Source organism: Plantibacter sp. Mn2098 (assembly GCF_049319745.1).
Classification (GTDB): Bacteria; Actinomycetota; Actinomycetes; order Actinomycetales; family Microbacteriaceae; genus Plantibacter.
The window spans coordinates 49,924-72,972 of record NZ_JBMOUH010000009.1; the positions used below are offsets into that span (position 1 = coordinate 49,924).

A 23,049-nucleotide genomic window follows, 5' to 3' on the forward strand; every position below is an offset into this window, starting at 1 on the left:
CTTCCGCCGGTAGCATCGGCGCATGTCCTCGTCCGCCGCTGGTGCTGGTGCCGCTGGTGCCGCTGGTGCTGTCACCGGTGCTGCTGCCGGTGCATCGCTCGCCGCGGTAGATCGCGGCGCCGACGGCGTCCGCACGGATATTCAGGGCCTGCGTGCGCTCGCGGTCACGCTCGTGGTGGTCTTCCACCTCTGGCCGAGGGTCCTGCCTGGCGGGTATGTCGGCGTCGACGTCTTCTTCGTGCTGTCCGGGTTCCTCATCACGGCGCATCTGCTGCGCGAGGCCGAGCGCACTGGCGGCATCCGTCTCGGCCGGTTCTGGGCGCGGCGCGCCAGACGATTGCTGCCGGCTGCGCTCACAGTGCTCGTGGCGACCGTCGTGGGCGTCTGGGCGTTCGCGCCGGTCGGGTACGTCGACCGCTTCCTGCACGAGGTCCTGGCGTCCACGCTGTACGTGGAGAACTGGGTGCTCGCGGGCTCCGCAGTCGACTACCTCGCGGCCGAGGCGTCTGCCTCGCCTGTGCAGCACTTCTGGTCGTTGTCGGTCGAGGAGCAGTTCTATCTGCTCTGGCCGGTTGTGCTGCTCGCGGGCGTGTGGATCGCGAGGCGACGCGGCGCCCCGCTCCGCGTCGTCGTCGGTGCACTGCTCGGCGCCGTGGTGCTGGCGTCGCTCGTCTGGTCGGTCGTGTACACGGCCGCCGATGCTGCTCCCGCCTACTTCGCGACGACGACGCGGACCTGGGAGTTCGGAGCCGGCGGGCTGCTCGCGGTCGTCGCAGCCGGGACGGCCGGACGCACGAAGGCGCCGAACGGGGTGCGCGTCTGGGCGGCATGGATCGGTGTCGCGGCGATCGTCGCATCCGCTGCGGCCTATTCGGCGTCGACCCCGTTCCCCGGATGGACGGCAGCGCTGCCCGTCGTCGGAACGCTGCTCGTCATCTGGGCGGCCGGTCCCACGGGTCATGTGTCACCAGACCGGATCTTCGGTCTTGGACCCGTGCGGATGCTGGGCGACCAGTCCTACGCCGTGTACCTCTGGCACTGGCCGATCATCGTCCTCGGCGGCTTCGCGCTCGGCCGGGACGCCACGCTCCTCCAGCAGCTCGGGATGCTCGTGGCCACGGGTGTGCTCGCCGCCGTGACGACGAGGTGGATCGAGCGGCCGATCAGGTTCGGTGCGCTCTCCCGGATATCGCCCGCCCGGGCGCTCGCGGCAGCAGGGGCCGCGATGCTCGTGGTGGTGGCCGTGACCGTCGCAGGCCTCCCGGTCGCAGGCAGTCGGGTGATCCAGGCGCAGGACGAGCTGACAGCGGTCATCGCCGATCCACCGGCCTGCTTCGGCGCCGCGGCGCTCGCCGAAGCGGCGTGCGCCACGAGCGATCCCGATTCCCCGGCGGGAGCATCGTCGGTTCCGGACCCCTCGCTCGCCGACGACCCGCCGGAGCGCTGCATCGCCGGCACACGAGACGACTCGTTCGACGTCTGCGCGTACGGGGCGGCGCAGAAGGACGCCGTCAGGACCGTCGCGCTCGTCGGCGACTCCCACGCCGAGCAATGGCTGCCGGCGATGTCGGCGGTTGCAACTGCGGAGCGCTGGCGTGTGATCGTGATGACCAAGAGCTCCTGCCCGTTCAGCGACGCGGTCCGCACGGAGCCCGGGATGTCGGCCGCCGTGCAGTCCACGATGAACGACAGCTGCCGCCGGTGGAACGACGAGACGATGCGATACCTCGCGGCGCACCGGGAGATCACGACCGTCCTGGTCGCGGCGCGCGGGCGGAATCCGGTGGTCCCTGGGCCAGGGGAGACGTGGCGGCAGACGGCCGAGGGTGCGTACCTCGACCGTTGGGCGCAGGTGCCGTCGTCGGTGCGACACATCGTGGTGCTCCGAGACACGCCGCGCATGACGGATTCGACGCTCGCGTGCGTCCGCGACGCCGCGCATCCTGCTGCGGACTGCGCGCGTGCGCGCCGAGCGGCGCTCGAGGACGACCCGCAGTTCGACGCGGCGCTGCGGGCGACGAAGGCGACTGCTGTCGCACCTGGGAAACCGGTCATCGGAACCGATCGTGTGACCCCGCTCGACCTGAGCGACCTGTTCTGCGCCGCCGCAACCTGCGCACCGGTCGTCGGCGGTGTGCTCGTCTATCGCGACAGCCACCACCTCACCTGGGTGTACGCGGCCACGACCGCGCCGACGCTCGCGAACCGGCTGGACGCGATCCTCAGCGCACGATGAGGCGTGGCGCGTCGGCGGCCAGGGCCGCCGTGTACGGGTCGCTCGGATCGGTGAACACCGCCTCGGCGTCGCCGGCCTCCACGATCCGTCCATGCCGCATAACGATGACGCGGTCGCTCATGTGACGCACGACGCCCAGATCGTGGGAGACGAAGAGATAGGTGAGCCCCCGGTCCGCCTGCAGCTCGTCCAGGAGATCCAAGACGCGGGCCTGCACGGTCACGTCGAGTGCCGAGACCGGTTCGTCGAGCACAAGCAGCTCAGGCCGAGGTGCGAGTGCCCGCGCGATGGCGACCCGCTGGCGCTGACCGCCGGACAGGGTCCGCGGGCGGGCGGACTGGACGTCGGAGTGGAGTGCGACCGCGTCGAGCAGCTCCTCGACGCTCGCCCGTCCCTCCCTCGGCGCGACGGACAGCGCGTCACGGAGGATGTCGCCGACGCGCCACCGCGGATCGAAGGAGCTCAGACTGTCCTGGTAGACCGCGCCAATGCGGCGGCGGTGCGCACGGCGCTCCCGCTCGTGCATGCCGGTCCAGTCCAGACCGTCGAACACGATGCCGCCCTCATCGGGGCTGGTGAGCCCGAGCACCATCCGGGCGAGCGTGGTCTTGCCCGACCCGGATTCTCCGACGACGCCGAGGGTCGTGCCGGCGCCAACGGTCACGGAGGCATCGCTCACCGCGACGAGCCGTGTGCGCTCGCCGCGTCTGGCGAACGACTTCGAGACGTGGCGGACGTCGAGGATCGGCTCGGGCGATGCGGGAGAGACCGACTGCCGCGGTGTGGCCCGGTGCGGTGCGGCCTGGCGCGGTTCCGTTCGTCCCGGCGCCGTCGCCGTCGTCGGTTCGTCCTCCGGGGACGACTCGACGACCAGGCGGCTTCCGCGCGGGCGATCCGTCGGCACGGCCGCGATGAGCGCGCGCGTGTACTCGTGCCGGGGGTGTTGTAGGACATCGCGCACCGTGCCGGTCTCGACGACGGCTCCGTTCCGCATCACGACGACCCGGTCGGCGATCGCGCTGACCACCGCGAGGTCGTGGCTGATCAGCAGGAGGCCCGTCCCGCGGTCGCGGAGCGTCGCCAGGAGATCGAGGATGCGGGCCTGGACGGTCACGTCGAGTGCCGTCGTCGGTTCGTCGGCGATGACCAGCGGCGGATCGAGTGCGATGGCGGCGGCGATGAGCGCCCGTTGACGCAGGCCGCCGGACAGCTCGCCCGACCGCGATCGGACCCGGCCGGCCGGGTCTGGCATGCCGACCCGTTCGAGGAGGTCGATGACCGCTGCAGCGCGTTCCGAGCGGCTGAGCGAGGTGCCGATGCGCAGGGCGTCGTCGATCTCCTGGCCGATGCTGCGCAGCGGATCGAGCGACACGAGCGCGTCCTGCAGGATCAGCCCGATGCCGGCACCGCGGATTCGTCGCCACTGCGTCTCGGTGAGTCCGGTCAGCTCGGCGCCGCGGAAGCGCATGCCCGTCGCCGTGACGCTCGCGCCGTCGCCGGCCAGGCCGAGGAGCGACCTCGCGGTGACGCTCTTGCCTGAGCCGGACTCGCCGACGATCGCGACGCACTCGCCCGCTCGGATCGCGAGGTCGAGTCCTGAGACGACGGCGGCGCCGCCGAACGACACGGTGAGTCCGTGGACGTCCAGGAGCGGCTCGTCCGGCTGTTGTGCCCTGCTCCGGTTCGACGTGGCGGGGGCGGCGATGTTCCGGGTCATCACGACTCCCTCGTCCGACGCTGCATGCCCCGCCCGAGCACGGTGGTCGCCAGGGTCGTGAGGACGGTCATCGCACCGGGGAAGAACGTCATCCACCAGGCGGTGGCGAGGTACGTCCGGGCCGCTGCGAGCATCGCACCCCATTCCGGCGCCGGCGGTTGTGCGCCGAGCCCAAGGTAGCTGAGCGCAGAGGCCCACACGACGGCCTGACCGATGCCGAGGGTCGCCAGGACGAAGAGCGGCGCGACGGCGTTCGGGAGCACGTGCCTGGTGAGGATGCGCCACGGACCGTGCCCGAGGACCCTGGCCGCTTCGACGTACTCCGCCGATCGCACGGTGAGCAGCTGGCCGCGGATCAGGCGTGCGTAGCCAGGGGCGGTCGAGACGCCGACGGCGATCGTCGCGGTGACCGGCCCTGGGCCCGCGATCACAATGACGAGCAGTGCGAGCAGGAGGCCGGGGAACGCGAAGAGGACTTCGAGCACCCGTCCGACGGTGAAATCGACGAATCGTCCGCCGACGGCGGCGATGGTGGCGAGCGCGGCTCCGGCGACGAGCCCGATGGCGGTCGCGGCCAGTCCGATGAGCAGCGACGTCGCCGTCCCGAAGACCACCCGGCTGTAGACGTCCCGGCCCGACTCGTCTGTACCGAACCAGTGCGCGGTCGACGGCGGCTGGAATGCGTCGGCCGGGGCGATCTGCGTCGGATCTGCAGTTGCGAGGAGCCCGGGGAAGATGGCCGCAGCGAGCAGGAACGCCACGATGACCGCCGAGACGACCTCGGCGACCGGGAACCTACGGGACCGCCGTGCGAGCCCACCCGGCGCCGGCGTGGACCGGCTGATCGCGAGTCCGCTCATCGTGCGTCCTCCCTGACGCGGTCCCGCGGGTCGACGAGCGCTGCCGCAGCATCGGCGATGAGGGTGACCACGATGTAGATCAGCGCCGAGAACAGCACAACACCGGTCACGACCGGGACGTCTCGGACCGTGACCGCGGCGAGCAGGGTCCGTCCGAGGCCGGGGCGGGCGAAGATCGTCTCGACGACGACGGCCCCGCTGATCAGGTAGCCGAACGCCCAGCCCGACAGGTTGATCGCCGGGACGGCCGCATGCCGCAACGCATGGCGGAACACCACGCCCCGGCGGCTCTCGCCCCGAGCGCGTGCCGACAGGGCGAACGGCGACGACAGCGCATCGAGGAGCGACTCGCTCATCACCTGCGCGAGGAACCCGGCCACCGGGATGGCGAGCGTGAGGACCGGCAGGACGAGTCCGCTCGCGTCGCCGGTGCTCACCGGCGGCAACCAGCCGAGCCAGGTGCTGAAGAGCGAGATGAGGACGGTTGCGAGCCAGAAGTGGGGCAGCGCGGCCGCGAGGAGGCCGATGCCGTTCCCGACGGACGCCGCGATCCGGCCCCCACGAGACGACCAGACCACCAGGACGAGCGCGAGCAGCCAGGCGAGCAGCAGGGAGCAGGCCGCGAGGACGAGCGTGTTCCCGAGCTGCTCCCCGAGCAGTTCGGCGACAGGGGTCCGCTGCGCGTAGGAGACCCCGAGATCCCCGGTGGCGAGACGGCCGAGCTGCTGCAGGTACTGCACGAGGAGCGGCTGGTCGAGGCCGTACTGCTCCCGCACCCGGTCGAGCGCCTCCTGGGACGCCTCCGATCCCGGCCCACCGAGGATCGCCTGCGCCGGATCACCGGGGATGAGGCGCAGGGCGAAGAAGGTGACGGTGGCGACCGCCCAGAGCACAACGACCGCGCCGAACAGGCGCACCCCGATCCTCGGCAGGATCGAGGGGTGCGCCCGCAGCGTGCCCCGGTGTGACGTCACCCGATGGTTACTTCGTCAACCAGGCGTCCGTGAACGTCGGCGTCGACACGGTCGGCAGTGCACGCACGCCCTGCAGCTTCGTGCTGTGCAGGAAGTGGTTCTGCTGGTCGTACAGCGGCAGGATGTAGTAGCCGTCGAGGATGATCTTCTGCGCCTGCTTGTAGAGGTCCGCGCGGGCATCGGTGTCGAGCGTTGCACTCGCCTTGGCCAGCAGGGCGTCGAGCGCGGGGTCGTTCAGCTGCGCGTGGTTGGCGAAGTAGCCGCTCGGCGCCGGTGTGATGCCCGAGGAGTCGTACAGGGTGCGCAGGACGTCCGGCCCGACCTTCGTGTACGGCGCGCTCACCGCGTCGTAGGCGTTGGTGCCGAGCGCCTCGTACCAGCTGGAGAGGTCGAGGGGTTCGAGCTTGACCTCGAATCCGGCGGACTTCGCGCCGGCCTGGATCTGCTCGAAGAGCGACTGCTCGGCCGGAATCGACTGGTTGGTGCTCACGGGGAAGCGGACGCTCAGCCGCACACCGTCCTTCGTCCGGTAGCCGTCGGCGTCCTTCGTCGTCCAACCGGCCTGATCGAGCAGCGAATTCGCCTGCTTGAGGTCGTAGCCGAAGAGCGACTCGTCCGAGTACGCGACGGGCTCTGCGCTCGACAGCGGCGAGTAGGAGCGCTTGGCCGTGCCGAAGAACAGCGAGGAGATGCCGGCGTTGACGTCGGCGGACTTCACAAACGCCTCGCGGACGCGCTCGTCGTTGAACGGCGCCTGTCCGGAGTTGAGCTCGATGCGGTTCGAGGCGCCAGGGCGGGGAGCGTCGAGGTCGACGAGGGTCTTCGTCTTCTCCGCCTGCACGATCGTGTCCGGCTGCGCGTTGTCGATGATGTCGACCTGGCCGCCCTGCAGGGCTGCGAAGCGGGAGGCGGAGTCGGGGATGAACCGCCAGGTGATCGCCTTGAGGTAGGCGGGCCCGGTGTGGGCGGCGTCCGCCGGAGCGGAGTTGTAGGCGTCGTTGCGCGTCAGCTCGACACGGTCCTGCTTGACCCACTTCGACACGATGAACGGTCCGGTGCCGATCGGTGCCTCGCAGTTCGCGTCCATGCCCCGGGCGATGCCGGCGGGGGACTCGATGGCGTTCCACGGCTGGGAGAGCGATTCGAGCAGGGCGCTGTCAGGGCTGGAGAGCGTAAAACGCGCCGTTGTCGCGTCCACGGCCTCGACGCTCGCGACCTTGCCGAGCGCGAGGTAGCCGGTGGACGACTTGGTCGCCGGGTCGAGCAGGTGCTCCACGTTGGCCTTCACGGCCGCCGCGTCGAACGGGGTGCCGTCGGTGAACTTCACGTCGTCGCGGAGCGTGAAGTCCCACTGCAGGCCGTCGTCGGACGTCTTCCAGGACGTCGCGAGCCACGGGATGATCTTGCCCGTCTTGTCCCGGGAGACCAGCGACTCCAGGAACTGCGTCGCGAGCAGCGCCTGCGGGTAGTTGCCTCCGACGTGCGGGTCGAGGCAGGTGGGCTCGGCGTCGCCGCTCGCGTAGACGAGCGTGCCGCCTGCGACGGGCGTGCTCGACGCCGTCGGTGACGACGACGGCGCACAGCCGGCGAGGAGCAGGGCGGCCGAAGCGGTCGCTGCGAGCGCAATGAGCGCACGCCGGACGATGGGGGTTGCGGTGTGTGGGGACATGGCACGTTTCTGTCGAAATACTGGACGCAGTCTAGGAACCAGCATAGGGGCGGATTTCTTCCCGCCCACCCGAACCGGAATCGGCGCAGCACCGGGTGCCGAGTAGGCTCGCTGGGAGCGAGAGGAGGCCCCATGGCAACTACACCCAGGAACGGCGTCGGCCGCCCACGGCTCTCCTCCCAGCGCACCCTCGAAGAAGCCGCAGCAGAACTCTTCCTCGAACAGGGATACGCCCGCACCACCGTCGACCAGATCGCCGGACGAGCCGGCGTCAGCCGCAACACCTTCTTCAACTACTTCGGCTCCAAGAGCGACGTGCTCTGGGTGGACGTCGACGCGGCGCTCGCCGGACTCGAACGAGAGCTCGCGGGCGAGGTCGGGGACGGAGCGCCCATGCGCTCGCTCACGGGCGCCATCCTCGACGTCGCAGCACGCGCAGGAGCCGTGGCCGTCCCGTGGGCGCTCACCCAATCGGAACTGATGGGCACCGCAGACGACCTCCGCGCGTCCGGGCTCGAACGCCTCCTGCGCCTGCAAGCCGTCCTCGGCGCCTACCTCGCCAGACACGCCGCGCCCGTCGACCAGCTCCTCGTGAGCGCCGCAGCCGCAGCGTCCGCAGGGGCGATCCTCGCCGCCGGGGGAGCGTGGGCATCCGCCGGCGTGTCCCGCCGGCCCCTCGCCGAGTACATCGACACCGCCATCGGCCCGGTCCGCGACGGCTTCGACCAGGCGCTCGCCGCATCCTGAACGACGCCTGCGACTGCCGGGGCGCACGCGCGCCGCGCGTCGCACTGCCTGTACCATGGTGACAACGACATCGATCCGGCCATCACCGGGGAGTCCGCGGAAGAACGGTAGAAGCCCCCGGGCCGGCACCTGGTAGAACCGCGCGGGGCTGGCCCGTCACAGCCAATGAACAAGCGATGAAGCGTCTCGTCGGGATCCCTCGTGGCTCCGACGGCTCAGGCATTTCGTAAGCGGGGTGGTACCGCGATGACAGCAGTCGTCGTCCTCGCAGGAGATCGAGACCTGCCAGGAGACCCATGAGCTACCCGAAATCACGCGACGCATCGTCAGCAGACGCATCCGCCGTCTCGCCATCGCCGAGCTTCCCAGCGATCGAAGAGCAGGTGCTCTCCTTCTGGAAGCGCGACTGCACCTTCCAGGCGTCGATCGACCAGCGGGAAGGCGCACCGGAGTGGGTCTTCTACGACGGCCCGCCGTTCGCCAACGGCCTGCCGCACTACGGCCACCTCCTCACTGGCTACGCGAAGGACCTGTTCCCGCGCTTCCAGACCATGCGAGGCAAGCAGGTGCACCGCCGCTTCGGCTGGGACACCCACGGACTGCCGGCAGAGCTCGAGGCGGAACGCCAGCTCGGCATCACCGACAAGCGCCAGATCGAGGAGATGGGACTCGCGGCCTTCAACCAGGCCGCCAAGGACTCCGTCCTCCGCTACAGCAGGGAATGGCAGGAGTACGTCACCCGCCAGGCGCGCTGGGTGGACTTCGACAACGACTACAAGACGCTCGACATCACCTACATGGAGTCGGTCATCTGGGCGTTCAAGCAGTTGCACACGAAGGGCCTCGCCTATGAGGGCTATCGGGTGCTGCCGTACTGCTGGCGTGACGAGACGCCGCTGTCCAACCACGAACTCCGCATGGACGACGACGTCTACAAGATGCGTCAGGACCAGACGGTCACGGTCACCTTCCCGCTGACGGGAGCCAAGGCGGAGAGCCTCGGCCTGACCGCCGTCCGCGCGCTCGCCTGGACGACAACGCCGTGGACCCTCCCGACGAACCTCGCCCTCGCCGTCGGTCCGGAGATCGAGTACTCGGTGGTCCCGGCCGGTCCGAACGGCACGCCGGACGCGACCGTCCTGCGCGAGGACGACGACGCGTCGCACACCGGCACCGAGGTGCTCGGCGGCGAGTACCTCATCGCAACGGCGCTCGTCGGGAACTACGCGAAGGACCTGGGCTACGACTCCGCCGACGACGCGAAGGCAGCGGTCTCCCGCACCGTGCTCGGCGCCGAGCTCGAGGACGTCACCTACGACCGACTGTGGGACTACTACGCGGACACCGAGGAGTTCGGTACGCAGAACGCGTGGCGCATCCTCGTCGCCGACTACGTGACCACCGAGGACGGCACCGGCATCGTGCACCAGGCGCCCGCCTACGGTGAGGAGGACCAGAAGGTCTGCGAGGCGGTCGGGATCCCCGTTATCGTCTCCGTCGACGCCGGTGGACGCTTCCTGCCGCAGGTGTCCGACGTCGAGGGGCTCCAGGTCTTCGACGCCAACAAGCCGCTCACCCAACTGCTCAAGAGCGAGGGGCGCCTGATCCGTCAGGCCAGCTACGAGCACTCCTACCCGCACTGCTGGCGCTGCAAGCAGCCGCTCATCTACAAGGCCGTCTCCAGCTGGTTCGTGCGCGTCCCCGACTTCCGCGACCGCATGGAGGAGCTCAACCAGGAGATCACCTGGGTGCCGGAGAACGTCAAGGACGGTCAGTTCGGCAAGTGGCTCGCCGGTGCGAGGGACTGGTCGATCAGCCGCAACCGCTACTGGGGATCGCCCATCCCGGTGTGGAAGAGCGACAACCCCGAGTACCCGCGCATCGACGTCTACGGCTCGCTCGACGAGCTGGAGGCCGACTTCGGCGTCCGCCCGACGGACCTCCACCGCCCCTACATCGACGAGCTGACCCGTCCGAACCCCGACGACCCGACCGGGCAGTCGATGATGCGACGCATCACCGACGTGCTCGACGTGTGGTTCGACTCCGGATCGATGCCGTTCGCCCAGGTGCACTACCCGTTCGAGAACCGCGAGTGGTTCGACACGCACAACCCGGCCGACTTCATCGTCGAGTACATCGGGCAGACGCGCGGCTGGTTCTACCTGCTGCACGTCCTCTCGACGGCGCTCTTCGACCGCCCGGCGTTCACGAACGTCGTGAGCCACGGCATCGTGCTCGGCAACGACGGCCAGAAGATGTCCAAGTCGCTCCGCAACTACCCGGACGTCAACGAGGTCTTCGACCGCGACGGCTCCGACGCGATGCGCTGGTTCCTCATGTCCAGCTCCGTGCTGCGCGGCGGCAACCTCATCGTCACGGAGGAGGGCATCCGCGAGGGCGTCCGCCAGGTCATGCTGCCGCTCTGGAACAGCTGGTACTTCTTCTCGCTCTACGCCAACACGGCGACTGAGGGCGGCTACGAGGCCGAGCTGCGCACGGACTCCACCGACGTCCTCGACCGGTACCTGCTGGCGAAGACGCGCGAGCTCATCACCACCGTGACGGAGCACCTCGAGGCCTTCGACGCGACGCTTGCCGCCGCTGCACTGCGCGATTTCGCGGACGTGCTCACCAACTGGTACGTGCGTCGGTCTCGTGACCGTTTCTGGGGCGGCGTCGCCGACGGCGGTCCAGGCCGTGAGGCGTTCGACACGCTCTACACGGTGCTCGAGACGGTCACCAGGGTCGCCGCTCCGCTCCTCCCGCTCATCTCCGAGGAGATCTGGACGGGACTGACGGGTGGCCGCAGCGTGCACCTGACCGACTGGCCGGACGCCGAATCGTTCCCCGAGGACCACGCGCTCGTCCAGGCGATGGACGAGATCCGTGCCATCAGTTCGACGACGCTCGCGCTGCGCAAGCAGGCCGGACTCCGCGTCCGGCTGCCGCTCGCCGGCCTGACCGTGGTGGTCGCAGACCCGGCGGCACTCGCGCCGTTCGAGTCCATCCTCCGCGACGAGCTCAACGTCAAGCAGGTCTCCTTCGTGCAGCTCACCGACACGAGCGCAGGCGACTTCGGCATCACGTCCAAGCTCAACGTCAACGCCCGTGCGGCCGGCCCGCGCCTCGGCAAGACGGTGCAGCAGGCCATCAAGGGCGCCAAGTCCGGCGACTGGAGCGAGACGGACGGCGTCGTTACCGCCGGCGGCATCGCCCTCGAGGTCGGCGAGTACGACCTCGTGATGGAGGCCGCTGAGGATGCGGACGGCCAGGCGGCGCTCGCGCTGCTCCCGGCCGGCGGCTTCGTCCTGCTCGACACCGAGCTGACCGACGAGCTGCGCGCAGAGGGCTTCGCCCGCGACGTCATCCGAGCCGTCCAGGACACCCGCAAGGCCGCCGGCCTCGACGTCAGCGACCGCATCGCGCTCACGCTGACGTTCGAGGACGAGGTCGATGCCGCGAGCATCCCCGGCGCTGAGGTCGTCGACATCGCGGGGGAGACCCTTGCGACAAGTCTCGTCGTCGACGTCGCGGACGCGGTCGACGCGTCGGCTGGGCACGTGCAACTCTTCGCAGCCGGAAAGTTCGCGAACCAGGGCGCCTTCCGCGTGAGCGTCGCGAATGTGAACGAACAGGAACAGGAGTCGGCAGATGTCTGATCACGTCGAAGCAGCTGACGCGGTCTACCGCGAACTGCTCGAGCGGCTGGGGGAGGCGCAACCGCAACCGCGTCTCGGCCCGACCAAGCGGGTCCTCGAACTCCTCGGCAACCCGGACAACTCGTACGCGATCATCCAGATCGCCGGCACGAACGGCAAGACCAGCACCTCGCGCATGATCGAGAGCATCCTGCGCGCGCACGACCTGCGGACGGGCCTCTTCACGAGCCCGCACCTCGTCCGGTTCACCGAACGCATCGGCATCGACGGCGACCGCATCTCCGATGAGGCCGTTGTACGCAACTGGGAGGACATCCGCCCGTACGTCGAGATCGTCGACGCGGAGCTGGAGGCCGTCGGCGAACCTCGCCTGACCTTCTTCGAAGCGCTCACCGTCCTCGCGTTCGCGGCCTTCGGGGACGCGCCCGTCGACGTCGCGGTCGTCGAGGTCGGGATGGGCGGGGCGTGGGACTCCACGAATGCCGCCGATGCGGACGTCGCGGTCTTCGCGCCCATCGACCTCGACCACATGCAGCGCCTCGGCTCGACGATCTCCGAGATCGCGAAGACCAAGTCCGGCATCATCAAGCCCGGCTCGCAGGTCGTCTCGGCCGCGCAGACGGCTGACGCGCGCCGTGAACTCGTTGCCGCGGCGGCCGCCGCAGACGTCCCCATCATCTTCGAGGGCGACGAGTTCGCGCTCGAACACGATGCCGTCGGCGTCGGCGGTCAGCTCATCACGGTCCGCGGCCGTGCCGGCACCTACCCGGAGCTCTACCTGCCGATGTACGGCGACCACCAGGGACGCAACGCGACCCTCGCGATCGCGGCCGTCGAGGCGTTCATCGGCGGCGGCAGCAAGCCGCTCGCTGAAGCAGTGCTCGCGGAGGGACTCGCGGAAGCGACGTCCCCCGGTCGTCTGCAGCTCGTCGGCACCGAGCCGACCGTCCTCGTGGACGCGGCGCACAACCCGCACGGCGCCCGCGCGCTCGTCGAGGCGCTGGGAACCTACTTCGACGTCGACGAGATCGCGTTCGTCGTCGGCATCGTCGCGGACAAGGACGCGAAGGGCATCCTCGAGACCTTCGCCCCGGCCGCATCGATGCTCTTCATCACGCAGTCGGAATCCGAGCGCGCCATCCCGGCAGAGGACCTCGCCAGGATCGCCGCATCGCTGTCCATTCCGGAGCTGCCGGTCTACGATCGCCTCGACGAGGCCGCTGACGACGCACGTCGTTGGGCCGCTGAGGGCGAGCGCAGGCTCGTCGTCATCACGGGATCGATCACCCTCGTCGGCGAAGCGATCGAAATCGCGGCCGATCGGGACTGGAAGGCGAAAGCATGAGTGCGGCTGGAGCAGCACCGGACGCGGCAGGGGCAGGCAAGCCGCCGCGGGCGAGAGCACCCAGGAGCGTCAAGCAGAGCCTCGGCGCGATCGTCCTCGGCTTCGAGATGATCGTGATGTTCCTCGGCTCGCTCGTCATCTTCGGGCTGAAGGCGGCCCCGGCGCCCGTCGCGCTCATCGGCGGCGGTCTGCTGTGCCTCATCATCATCGTGACGATCCCGCTCCTGCGATTCCGCTGGGGATACTGGCTCGGCTGGGGCGTGCAAGCCGCTATCGTTGCAACCGGTCTGTTCGTGCCGATGATGTTCCTCGTCGGTGCGTTGTTCGCCGCCGTGTGGACGTACTGCATGGTGTCGGGAGACCGGATCGAGCGCCAGCAGGCGCACCACCGAGAAGTGAAGGACTGACAGTGGCTGTTGAAGAAACCCTCGTGCTCGTGAAGCCTGACGGCGTCGCGCGCAACCTGACCGGCGAGATCCTGCGCCGCATCGAGGCGAAGGGCTACTCGCTCGTCGACATCCGTCTCGTGCAGCCGGACCGCGAGCTGCTGGCCAAGCACTACGAGGAGCACGAGGGCAAGCCCTTCTACGAGCCCCTCGTCGAGTTCATGCTGAGCGGCCCCGTCGTCGCCATCCGCGTCGCGGGCAACCGGGTCATCGAGGGCTTCCGCTCCCTCGCAGGCACGACCGACCCGACCACGGCGGCTCCGGGCACCATCCGTGGCGACTTCGGTCGCGACTGGGGCCTCAAGGTGCAGCAGAACCTCGTGCACGGTTCGGACAGCACGGAGTCCGCGAGCCGCGAGCTCGGCCTCTGGTTCAGCTGAGCCGAGTCGCCTGACGCATCGTCCGGATGTACCGTTCGGACAGACAGAACGCCCGTCGCCTGATCACAGGCGGCGGGCGTTCTGGTGTGGTGAGGGGCACTCCGCTCGGACCGGCCGAGCCGAGTGCTCAGACGAGGTAGGACAGCACGTCGAGGCGTGCCTGCGCGATGACCGCGATGATGATGTACGCAACGAGCGTGATGACGGCGATCCACGACGACGCCCTTCCGGCGAAGCGCTGGAACCCCGCGCTCGTCGGGATGATGCCCGTCCTGAGCGTGAACAGCGTCACGGCGAAGAACGTGGGGATCGTGACCGACCAGGTCACCATGCACCACGGGCACAGCGTCCCGAGCACGAAGATGCTCTGCGAGATGAGCCAGATCACGAAGCCGAGCGCCCCGGCGACGCCGATGTTCAGGGCGATCCAGAACCAGCGGTGGAACCGCGCCCCTGCGAGGATGGCGACGCCGACCGCGATGGGGGCGACCCAGCCGCCGAGCCCGAGGATCGGGTTGGGGAATCCGAGCACCGATCCCTGCCAGGAGTTGAGGTTCGCCTGGCACTGCACGAGGATGCTGAGGTCGCAGCCGAGCTTGCCCCCCGGGTTCTCCAGCAGATGGAATTTCTCCACGGTCAGGGCGAACGCCGCGATCCAGCCGATCGTGCCGGCGATGATGAGGAAGATGGCGAGGCCCTTGGGGCGCGCCTCTATAACAGGAACTGACACGCCCCGATTCTTGCATGGGGTCCTGCGTGTCGAGCTGGAAACATGCCCTGACGCACCGAGTCGTGCGATAATCGATGCGACACAGGTCGAGCCGCGCTCGGCCAGCAGTCACAACAGGCTTGTTGGGCAACGAGAGCCCAGTACCCGTCGGCACGAGCCGACACGACAGCTAGAGCTCGGAGAGCCGGCTGTCACACAGGATTTGCGAGCAGTCGCGACAGCGGCGGCCCGCACGAGAAGAGGTACCGGGAGTGGCGCGGCCACTGCACCGGTTGAGGAGTGCACCAGGAATGGTGAAAGAGAATATCGAAGACCCGAACACCTCGGGCGAATCGAATGATGTCGATGTCCAGGAATCACCGCTGATCGAAGCGGCCACGCCGGAAGATGCTGGCGCTGACGCCGTTGTCGGTGCTGAGTCGGCCGGTGCTGAGTCGGCCGCTGCTGAAACGACCGGTGCTGAAACAGCCGGCGTCGAGGCGACCGAGGTCGTCGACGTGGAGGCGATCGCCGCGGACGTCGCGGATCAGCCCCTCGTGGTGGCGGACGCCGTCGAGCCGGCGGTCAAGCGCGCTCCCACGACCGTCCTGCTCTTCCAAGCGCCGGATCTGCCTCCCGTCGTGGAGCGCGACGACGAGCCGGACGAGCCGGAGAGCGGCACCTCGCGCCGCCGCACCCGTCGCCGTGCAGGCGAAGAAGGCGGCCAGAACGAGCCCGGCGACCGCAACACGGTCGTCAAGGTCCGCACCCCGCGCGAGCCGGAACTCATCACCGAGCCGCAGAAGGTCCGCGGCTCCACCCGCCTCGAAGCCAAGAAGCAGCGTCGTCGTGACGGACGTGACGCAGGTCGTCGCCGTCCCGTCGTCACCGAGGCGGAGTTCCTCGCCCGTCGCGAGTCCGTCGACCGCGTGATGGTCGTCCGTTCCAAGAACGGCCGCATCCAGATCGGTGTGCTCGAGGACGGCGTGCTGGTCGAGCACTACGTCGCACGCAGCCAGGAGTCCTCCCTCATCGGGAACGTCTACCTCGGTCGCGTCCAGAACGTCCTGCCCAGCATGGAGGCGGCATTCGTCGACATCGGACGCGGACGCAACGCCGTGCTGTACTCCGGCGAGGTCGACTGGGCTGCCGCGGAGACCGGCAACCAGCCGCGTCGCATCGAACTCGCGCTCAAGGGCGGCGACAAGGTGCTCGTCCAGGTCACCAAGGACCCCGTCGGCCACAAGGGCGCCCGTCTGACGAGCCAGGTCTCGCTGCCCGGCCGCTACCTCGTGTACGTGCCGAACGGATCCATGAACGGCATCTCGCGCAAGCTGCCTGACACCGAGCGCGCACGTCTCAAGAAGATCCTCAAGGACGTCCTCCCGGAGAACGTCGGCGTCATCGTGCGCACGGCCGCCGAAGGCGCGACGGAGGAGCAGCTGACGCTCGACGTCACCCGCCTCAAGTCGCAGTGGGCTGAGATCTCCCGCCAGATGGAGACCGTTCAGGCGCCAGCGCTGCTGCACAGCGAGCCTGACCTGCTGATCAAGATCGTCCGCGACGTCTTCAACGAGGACTTCCACAAGCTCGTCATCCAGGGTTCAGAGGCCCAGCAGACGATCGAGAGCTACCTGCGCGGTGTCGCGCCGGACCTGCTCGAGCGCGTCGAGGCCTACGAGGGCACCGGCGACGCCTTCGTGGACTACCGCGTCACCGAGCAGATCGAGAAGGCGCTCGACCGCAAGGTCTGGCTGCCGTCCGGCGGATCGCTCGTCATCGACCGCACGGAGGCCATGACGGTCGTCGACGTCAACACCGGCAAGTTCGTCGGTTCGGGCGGCAACCTAGAAGAAACCGTCACGATGAACAACCTCGAGGCGGCCGAGGAGATCGTCCGGCAGCTGCGACTGCGCGACATCGGCGGCATCATCGTCGTCGACTTCATCGACATGGTCCTCGAGACGAACCGCGACCTCGTGCTGCGCCGCCTCGTCGAGTGCCTGAGCCGCGACCGTACGAAGCACCAGGTCGCGGAGGTCACCTCCCTCGGCCTCGTGCAGATGACGCGCAAGAAGCTCGGCCTCGGCCTGCTGGAGACGTTCAGCGAGCCGTGCGAGACCTGCGCTGGCCGCGGCGTCATCGTGCACCACGACCCGGTCGTGAAGCACCGTCAGACCCCGCAGCCGGAGCAGCGTCGTCGTGGGAAGGGCCAGCCGAACACCGGTGCGGCGCCTGCCGCGAACACGCAGCAGAAGCCGGCCGCGCAGACGCACGGCATCACGGACGACGCGAAGAACGCGCTCGCGCTCATCGCCGCCAGGACGCTGCACCACGACGAGATCGAGGCGGAAGCAGCCGCGGTCGTCGATGGCGCAGACGCGATCGGATCCGCCGCCGCAGAGCCGGTCTCCTCCCAGGAGACGCCGTCCGAGACGCAGACGCAGCGCGACGCAGACGTGCCGCCGGCACGTGAGGGTCGCCGTGGACGCCGTGACAAGCGCGAGCGACGCGACAACGGTCAGCGCGAGAACACGCAGCGCGACGGTGGACAGCGCGACGGTGCGCAGCGCGATGCCGGTGCGGACGCCGCAGCACGCGACGCGCTCACGAACGACCTCGTCGTCGCAGAGCGTGCCGCCGAGCGTACGGCTGAGCCCGCGCCCATCGCGATCCTCGACATCCCGCTGACGCCCATCGTGGACAAGCCTCGCCGGGCGACCGCCGTCGACACCGAGCACCTGCTCGACTCCGTCCTCGACGCGCTCCCGGAGCCGAAGAAGCCGGGGCAGGGCCGCGGCCGCAGCCGCCGCGTCTCGACGGCGTCGCTCACGGGCGGCTCGGCGATCGCGCCTGACGCCTCGAAGCGCCCGGAGTAATCCGACCGCACTGCGCGGCAGCATGGAGCGGCGACGACCTTCTGGTCGTCGCCGCTTCGTCATGTGATGCTGTCGGGCAGCGCTTCCGGGTCGCAGCCCGGCTCAGTGGCGGTGGCCGATCTCGCGTCGCTGCCGCTCCGTGATCCGCAGGCCGCTCGCGATGAGTCTGCGGACGAGCTCGTGCGCATCCACCGATTCCGCTCCGGCGGCCACGAGGGCGGCGTGGCGCTCCTCAGGGACGTCGTAGTGGTCGAGGTCGAAGGCCCGGCTCGGGACGCCGGCACGCTCGGCGAACGCGTGAAGCTCCTCGATCGACCGATCGCTGACGAGATGCGACCAGAGCCGGTCGTGCGCAGGCCAGAGCGGGGGATCGATGAGCACGGTCATCCCACCATCTTAGGAAGCGCGCATCCCGCGCCGGACCTTCCGAGTCGGGGCGTCGCGAGCTGCGTGATCCGGTGACGCGCCGCGTGCCATCGGCGATCTGCCACCGGAGTGCACGGTAGGATGGTGAGGTGAATCCAGGTCACCCCGACGCCGTGGCGTATTTGACCTGATGTTCATCATGAAGTAAGCTCGACCGTTGGTGTGCACTGAATTTTTCGGTGTTGCGCCCACGGTTTTCTGCCACTGAGGTATCCCACGTATTCGAGCCTTTCCGTGCAGTAACTTCCAGCAACAGTCAGTCGGAGCGTTTTCGCTCCCCAAAGAACGGGTACGTAAGTGGTTTACGCAGTAGTGCGCGCCGGAGGACGGCAGGAGAAGGTCGAGGTCGGCACCATCGTGACGATGGACCGAATCAAGGCGAAGGAAGGCACCATCGAGCTTCCCGCAGTGCTTCACGTCGACGGTGAGAACATCACGTCCGACGCGAAGTCGCTCGCGAAGATCACGGTCACGGCCGAGGTCCTCGAGAACCTCCGTGGTCCCAAGATCATCATCCAGAAGTTCAAGAACAAGACCGGTTACAAGAAGCGTCAGGGCCACCGCCAGGAGCTCACGCGCGTCAAGATCACCGGCATCAAGTAAGGCATCGAGGAGAAGAAGAGATGGCACACAAGAAAGGTGCGAGTTCCACTCGCAACGGTCGTGACTCCAACGCACAGCGTCTCGGTGTGAAGCGCTTCGGTGGCCAGGTCGTCGGCGCAGGCGAGATCATCGTCCGCCAGCGTGGCACCCACTTCCACCCCGGTGTGAACGTCGGACGTGGCGGCGACGACACACTGTTCGCCCTCGAAGCCGGTGCAGTCGAGTTCGGCAACAAGGGCGGCCGCAAGGTCGTCAACATCGTGGCCGCTGCTCTGTAGCAGGACGCGTTTTCCACAGGGGGCGAGCTTCGGCTCGCCTTCTGTTTTTTCTGAGCCAGTGTCGGACGCGATCGCGTCCGAACTGAGCGAGCTGTACAAGCGACAAGCAACAAGAGAGGGCGGGAGACTCCATGGTCACATTCGTCGACCGGGTCACACTGCACCTGCGAGCAGGCAACGGCGGCAACGGCTGTGTCTCCGTCAAGCGTGAGAAGTTCAAGCCGCTCGCCGGTCCCGACGGCGGCAACGGCGGTCACGGCGGCGACATCGTGCTCGTCTCCGACGCGCAGGTCACCACCCTCCTCGGCTACCACCGCGCACCGCACCGCCACTCCGACTCCGGCGGATTCGGCATGGGCGACCACCGCAACGGCGCGCTGGGGGAGACGCTTGTGCTCCCCGTCCCCGTCGGCACCGTCGTCCGCGACGCCGACGGCACCGAACTCGTCGACTTCGACGAGCCGGGCATGGAGTTCGTCGTCGCACCTGGCGGCCAGGGCGGTCTCGGCAACGCGGCCCTCTCGTCCACCAAGCGCAAGGCCCCCGGCTTCGCGCTCCTCGGCACGCCCGGCTGGGAAGGCGACGTCTTCCTCGAACTGAAGACCGTCGCAGACGTCGCACTCGTCGGCTACCCCTCCGCCGGCAAGTCGAGCCTCATCGCATCGCTGTCCGCCGCGAAGCCGAAGATCGCCGACTACCCGTTCACCACGCTGCACCCGAACCTCGGTGTCGTCGAGGCCGGAGAGGTCCGCTACACGGTCGCCGACGTCCCAGGGCTCATCGAAGGCGCGAGCGAGGGCAAGGGACTCGGACTCGAGTTCCTGCGCCACGTCGAGCGTTGCTCAGCACTGCTGCACGTCCTCGACTGCGCGACCCTCGAACCGGGCCGCGACCCGCTGACCGACCTCGACGTCATCCTGGCGGAGCTGGAGGCGTACCCGGTCCCGGAGGGCCAGGTGCCGCTCATCGAGCGTCCGCAGCTCATCGCGCTCAACAAGATCGACGTGCCGGAGGCGAAGGAACTCGCCGAGTTCATCAAGCCCGACCTGGAAGCCCGCGGCTACCGCGTGTTCGAGATCTCGACGGTGTCCCGCGAGGGGCTCCGTCAGCTGTCCTACGCACTCGGCGAGCTCGTCGAGGAGAGCCGCGTCATCGCTGCGGCCGATGCGGCGAAGCCACGCATCATCCTGCGTCCGAAGGTCGTCGACGACTCCAAGTTCACGGTCACGGTCGAGGGCGGCACCTACGGCAACCTGTACCGCATCCTCGGTGCGAAGCCGGAGCGCTGGGTCGCCCAGACCGACTTCAACAACGATGAGGCCGTCGGCTTCCTCGCCGACCGCCTCGCGAAGCTCGGCGTCGAAGAGCAGCTCTTCAAGGCAGGAGCCGTCGCGGGTGCGACGGTCATGATCGGCGCAGGCGGCGGTGTGGTCTTCGACTGGGAGCCCACCCTCACCAGCACGGCAGAGCTCCTCACCGCTCCTCGTGGAACGGATGCCAGGCTCGACGCCAACAACCGCCCGACGCGCCACCAGCGTCGCGAGGAGTACTTCGGCCGGATGGACGCGAAGGCCGAGGCTCGTGCAGAGCTCGAGCGGGAGCGCGAAGCCGGACTGTGGAAGGACGACGAGGACGAAGCGCCTCAGGACGAGGCATCCCTGGAGGAGGGCGACCGCCTGTGACGGTTCGCGAACCTGCTGGGATCCGCACGGCGGCGCGTGTCGTCGTCAAGGTCGGCTCCTCGTCGATCAGCGGCGACAACGCCGGCCAGATCGCGATGCTCGTCGATGCGATCGCCGAGACGTACGGACGCGGGGCCGAAGTGGTCCTCGTCTCCTCCGGCGCCATCGCAACGGGAATGCCGTTCCTCAGGCTCGACACGCGGCCGGACGATCTCGCCACGCAGCAGGCGGCGGCGGCCGTCGGGCAGAACCTGCTCATCTACCGGTACCAGGACAGCCTGGACCGCTACGGCATCGTCGCCGGGCAGGTGCTCCTCACCGCGGGCGACATCGACAACCCCGGGCACCGCAGCAACGCGCAGCGTGCGATGGGGCGGCTCCTCGGACTCCGCATCCTGCCGATCGTCAACGAGAACGACACCGTCGCGACGCATGAGATCCGCTTCGGCGACAACGACCGCCTCGCGGCGCTCGTCTCCACCCTCGTCTCCGCGGACGTCCTGGTACTCCTGAGCGACGTCGACGCGCTGTACACGAAGCCGCCGCACGAGCCGGGCGCCGTGCGGATCGACCACGTCCCCTTCGGAGACTCGATGGACGGTGTGACGTTCGGAGACATCGGTGCGGCCGGCGTGGGCACGGGCGGCGCCGGCACCAAGGTGTCAGCGGCCCGTCTCGCAGCGGAGTCCGGCACCGGCGTGCTGATCACCTCGACCGCCAACGTCGCAGCCGCGCTGCGCGGGGAGCGCGTCGGGACCTGGTTCGACCCGGCGTAACCCGTCACGCGCGTCGCAACACGGGGAACACGGCCTCCGATCGTCACTACAATCGGAGCATGTCGAACACCTCCGCCGTTGTTCCCTCCGCCGCAGATGTCGTCCAGGACGGCAGCTCACCAGCCGGCGCAGCAGGCAGTGTGCCGCTCGCCGAACGCTTCGTCGCGGCGAAGCGCGCCTCCAGACTGCTCGCGCAGGCGAACGCCGGGACGAAGAACCGCGCGCTCGTCGCGATCTCCGAGGCGTTGCACGCCAACATCGACGACATCCTCGCAGCCAACGCGATCGATCTCGCCAACGGTCGGGAGAACGGCCTCAGCGACGGGCTGCAGGACCGGCTCCGCCTCGACGCGAAACGGGTCGCATCGCTCGCCGACGCCGTGCTCGACGTCGTTGCGATCGTCGACCCCGTCGGGCAGGTCGTCCGGGGGAGCGTCACGCCGGACGGTGTGAAGATCGAGCAGGTCCGTGTGCCGTTCGGCGTCGTCGGCGCCATCTACGAGGCCAGGCCCAACGTGACGGTCGACATCGCGTCGCTCGCGCTGAAGAGCGGCAACGCTGTCCTCCTGCGCGGCGGCACGGCAGCAGAGCAGTCGAACGCCGTGCTCGTCCGCCTCATCCGAGGCGCGCTCGAGAGCGTCGGGCTGCCGGCCGACGCCGTGCAGACGATCGACGAGTTCGGTCGTGAGGGCGCGCGGGAGCTGATGAACGCCCGCGGCTTCGTTGACGTGCTCATCCCACGAGGCAGCGCATCTCTCATCAACACGGTCATCCGGGACTCGAGCGTGCCGGTGATTGAGACGGGCGCCGGTGTTGTACACGCGTTCCTCGACGAGACCGCGAACGAATCCTGGGCGGTCGACATCGTGCGGAACGCGAAGGTGCAGCGCCCATCGGTCTGCAACGCACTCGAAACGGTGCTCGTGCACCGCGACGCAGCAGCCCGTCTGCTGCCGCCCGTGCTCGGGGCCCTCAGAGCAGCGGGCGTCGTCATCCACGCCGACGCAGAAGCGAAGGCGATCTTCCCGGATGCGGTCGACGCCGTGGACGAGGACTGGGCCACCGAGTACATGTCGCTCGACATCTCCGTCCGCGTCGTCGCGGGCATCGACGAGGCGATCGAGCACATCGAGCGGTACTCCACCAAGCACACCGAGACCATCATCACGAACGACGTCGTGAACGCCGACCGGTTCCTCGGCGAGGTCGACTCCGCCGTCGTGATGGTCAACGCCTCCACCCGATTCACCGACGGAGGCGAGTTCGGCTTCGGAGCAGAGGTCGGCATCTCGACGCAGAAGCTGCACGCCCGCGGTCCGATGGGGCTGCCGGAACTCACGAGCACGAAGTGGCTCGTGCGTGGTTCAGGGCACGTACGGCGGTAGTCGCTAGACTGGAGGTGGCGTGACCGAACGCCACAGAAGGAGAGATCATGTCGCTTGCCGCTTCAGCGCTCGCATCCGCGGTCGTCGCAGAGTCCGCCCACGCCGACCTGGGCGCACCGACCTGGGTGTTCGGAGCCGTCGCGCTCGTCATCTTCGCCATTCTCGGCGTCGTGACGTTCAGCTACCGCGATGTCGCCAACCGCCACGCTGCCAAGGCGCAGGCGCACGAACACCACGGCGAGCACGGTCACTAGCCCTGTCCGCACTCAGCACGC

At 68.8% G+C, this 23,049-nt stretch carries 19 protein-coding genes; 13 read left to right on the plus strand and 6 right to left on the minus strand.

Annotation, left to right across the window (positions count from 1 at the left end; translation table 11 throughout):
- Nucleotides 1–22: 22 nt before the first annotated feature.
- Nucleotides 23–2,236, plus strand: a complete 2,214-nt coding sequence (locus tag ACL9RL_RS14570; protein ID WP_422780995.1) for an acyltransferase family protein — start codon at nucleotides 23–25, stop codon at nucleotides 2,234–2,236.
- Here ACL9RL_RS14570 and ACL9RL_RS14575 read toward each other — a convergent pair.
- The 4 genes from ACL9RL_RS14575 to ACL9RL_RS14590 are packed head-to-tail and all read right to left on the minus strand — an operon-like array spanning nucleotide 2,223 to nucleotide 7,456.
- On the minus strand, nucleotides 2,223–3,953 hold the full coding sequence (locus ACL9RL_RS14575; protein WP_422780996.1) for a dipeptide ABC transporter ATP-binding protein: 1,731 nt from the start codon (nucleotides 3,951–3,953) through the stop codon (nucleotides 2,223–2,225). The two genes, ACL9RL_RS14570 and ACL9RL_RS14575, sit on opposite strands and share 14 nt — an antisense overlap.
- Complete coding sequence (locus ACL9RL_RS14580; RefSeq protein ID WP_422780997.1) at nucleotides 3,953–4,813, minus strand: ABC transporter permease; 861 nt, start codon at nucleotides 4,811–4,813, stop codon at nucleotides 3,953–3,955. Before ACL9RL_RS14580 ends, ACL9RL_RS14575 begins: the two co-directional genes overlap by 1 nt.
- The gene (locus ACL9RL_RS14585) at nucleotides 4,810–5,787 is read right to left on the minus strand and encodes an ABC transporter permease (RefSeq protein ID WP_422780998.1); all 978 of its coding nucleotides are present in this window, start codon (nucleotides 5,785–5,787) and stop codon (nucleotides 4,810–4,812) included. Before ACL9RL_RS14585 ends, ACL9RL_RS14580 begins: the two co-directional genes overlap by 4 nt.
- 7 nt (nucleotides 5,788–5,794) lie before the next feature.
- Nucleotides 5,795–7,456, minus strand: coding sequence for an ABC transporter substrate-binding protein (locus tag ACL9RL_RS14590; protein ID WP_422780999.1), 1,662 nt, complete (start codon nucleotides 7,454–7,456; stop codon nucleotides 5,795–5,797).
- Nucleotides 7,457–7,588: 132 nt separating this feature from the next.
- On the opposite strand from ACL9RL_RS14590, the gene ACL9RL_RS14595 reads away from it, so the two are divergent.
- From ACL9RL_RS14595 to ndk, 5 genes are all read left to right on the plus strand, one after another.
- Entirely contained in the window at nucleotides 7,589–8,203 is a 615-nt protein-coding gene (locus tag ACL9RL_RS14595) for a TetR/AcrR family transcriptional regulator (RefSeq protein ID WP_422781000.1), read from the plus strand.
- Between the two features lie 296 nt (nucleotides 8,204–8,499).
- Nucleotides 8,500–11,865 (plus strand): isoleucine--tRNA ligase, encoded by a 3,366-nt coding sequence (gene ileS / locus ACL9RL_RS14600; RefSeq protein ID WP_422781001.1) that lies wholly within the window; start codon nucleotides 8,500–8,502, stop codon nucleotides 11,863–11,865.
- The gene (locus ACL9RL_RS14605; RefSeq protein WP_422781002.1) at nucleotides 11,858–13,210 is read left to right on the plus strand and encodes a bifunctional folylpolyglutamate synthase/dihydrofolate synthase; all 1,353 of its coding nucleotides are present in this window, start codon (nucleotides 11,858–11,860) and stop codon (nucleotides 13,208–13,210) included. Before ileS ends, ACL9RL_RS14605 begins: the two co-directional genes overlap by 8 nt.
- Nucleotides 13,207–13,617 carry a DUF4233 domain-containing protein gene (locus tag ACL9RL_RS14610; RefSeq protein ID WP_422781003.1) on the plus strand — a complete coding sequence of 137 codons (411 nt, stop codon included), beginning with the start codon at nucleotides 13,207–13,209 and terminating at the stop codon, nucleotides 13,615–13,617. Before ACL9RL_RS14605 ends, ACL9RL_RS14610 begins: the two co-directional genes overlap by 4 nt.
- 2 nt (nucleotides 13,618–13,619) lie before the next feature.
- Nucleotides 13,620–14,036 (plus strand): nucleoside-diphosphate kinase, encoded by a 417-nt coding sequence (gene ndk, locus ACL9RL_RS14615; RefSeq protein ID WP_422781004.1) that lies wholly within the window; start codon nucleotides 13,620–13,622, stop codon nucleotides 14,034–14,036.
- 127 nt (nucleotides 14,037–14,163) lie between these two features.
- Here ndk and ACL9RL_RS14620 read toward each other — a convergent pair whose 3' ends face one another.
- A complete protein-coding gene (locus tag ACL9RL_RS14620) occupies nucleotides 14,164–14,766 on the minus strand; it encodes a vitamin K epoxide reductase family protein (RefSeq protein WP_422781005.1) in 603 nt (200 codons plus the stop codon).
- A 290-nt stretch (nucleotides 14,767–15,056) separates the two neighbouring features.
- Between ACL9RL_RS14620 and ACL9RL_RS14625 the strand changes: the two genes are divergently transcribed.
- On the plus strand, nucleotides 15,057–17,624 hold the full coding sequence (locus ACL9RL_RS14625) for an Rne/Rng family ribonuclease (protein ID WP_422781006.1): 2,568 nt from the start codon (nucleotides 15,057–15,059) through the stop codon (nucleotides 17,622–17,624).
- 102 nt (nucleotides 17,625–17,726) lie between these two features.
- Here the strand turns inward: ACL9RL_RS14625 and ACL9RL_RS14630 are convergent, their stop codons facing one another.
- Nucleotides 17,727–18,011 (minus strand): DUF4031 domain-containing protein, encoded by a 285-nt coding sequence (locus ACL9RL_RS14630; RefSeq protein ID WP_422781007.1) that lies wholly within the window; start codon nucleotides 18,009–18,011, stop codon nucleotides 17,727–17,729.
- A 336-nt stretch (nucleotides 18,012–18,347) separates the two neighbouring features.
- On the opposite strand from ACL9RL_RS14630, the gene rplU reads away from it, so the two are divergent.
- From rplU to ACL9RL_RS14660, 6 genes are all read left to right on the plus strand, one after another.
- The gene (gene rplU / locus ACL9RL_RS14635; RefSeq protein ID WP_422781008.1) at nucleotides 18,348–18,653 is read left to right on the plus strand and encodes a 50S ribosomal protein L21; all 306 of its coding nucleotides are present in this window, start codon (nucleotides 18,348–18,350) and stop codon (nucleotides 18,651–18,653) included.
- Nucleotides 18,654–18,673: 20 nt separating this feature from the next.
- Entirely contained in the window at nucleotides 18,674–18,931 is a 258-nt protein-coding gene (rpmA, locus tag ACL9RL_RS14640; protein WP_422781009.1) for a 50S ribosomal protein L27, read from the plus strand.
- A gap of 131 nt (nucleotides 18,932–19,062) precedes the next feature.
- Complete coding sequence (gene obgE / locus ACL9RL_RS14645; protein ID WP_422781010.1) at nucleotides 19,063–20,613, plus strand: GTPase ObgE; 1,551 nt, start codon at nucleotides 19,063–19,065, stop codon at nucleotides 20,611–20,613.
- Nucleotides 20,610–21,389: a glutamate 5-kinase gene (proB, locus tag ACL9RL_RS14650; protein ID WP_422781011.1), complete on the plus strand. Its 780-nt coding sequence runs from the start codon at nucleotides 20,610–20,612 to the stop codon at nucleotides 21,387–21,389. Before obgE ends, proB begins: the two co-directional genes overlap by 4 nt.
- A 59-nt stretch (nucleotides 21,390–21,448) precedes the next feature.
- Nucleotides 21,449–22,774: a glutamate-5-semialdehyde dehydrogenase gene (locus tag ACL9RL_RS14655; protein WP_422781012.1), complete on the plus strand. Its 1,326-nt coding sequence runs from the start codon at nucleotides 21,449–21,451 to the stop codon at nucleotides 22,772–22,774.
- A gap of 47 nt (nucleotides 22,775–22,821) precedes the next feature.
- On the plus strand, nucleotides 22,822–23,028 hold the full coding sequence (locus ACL9RL_RS14660; protein ID WP_422781013.1) for a hypothetical protein: 207 nt from the start codon (nucleotides 22,822–22,824) through the stop codon (nucleotides 23,026–23,028).
- Nucleotides 23,029–23,049 lie beyond the last annotated feature (21 nt).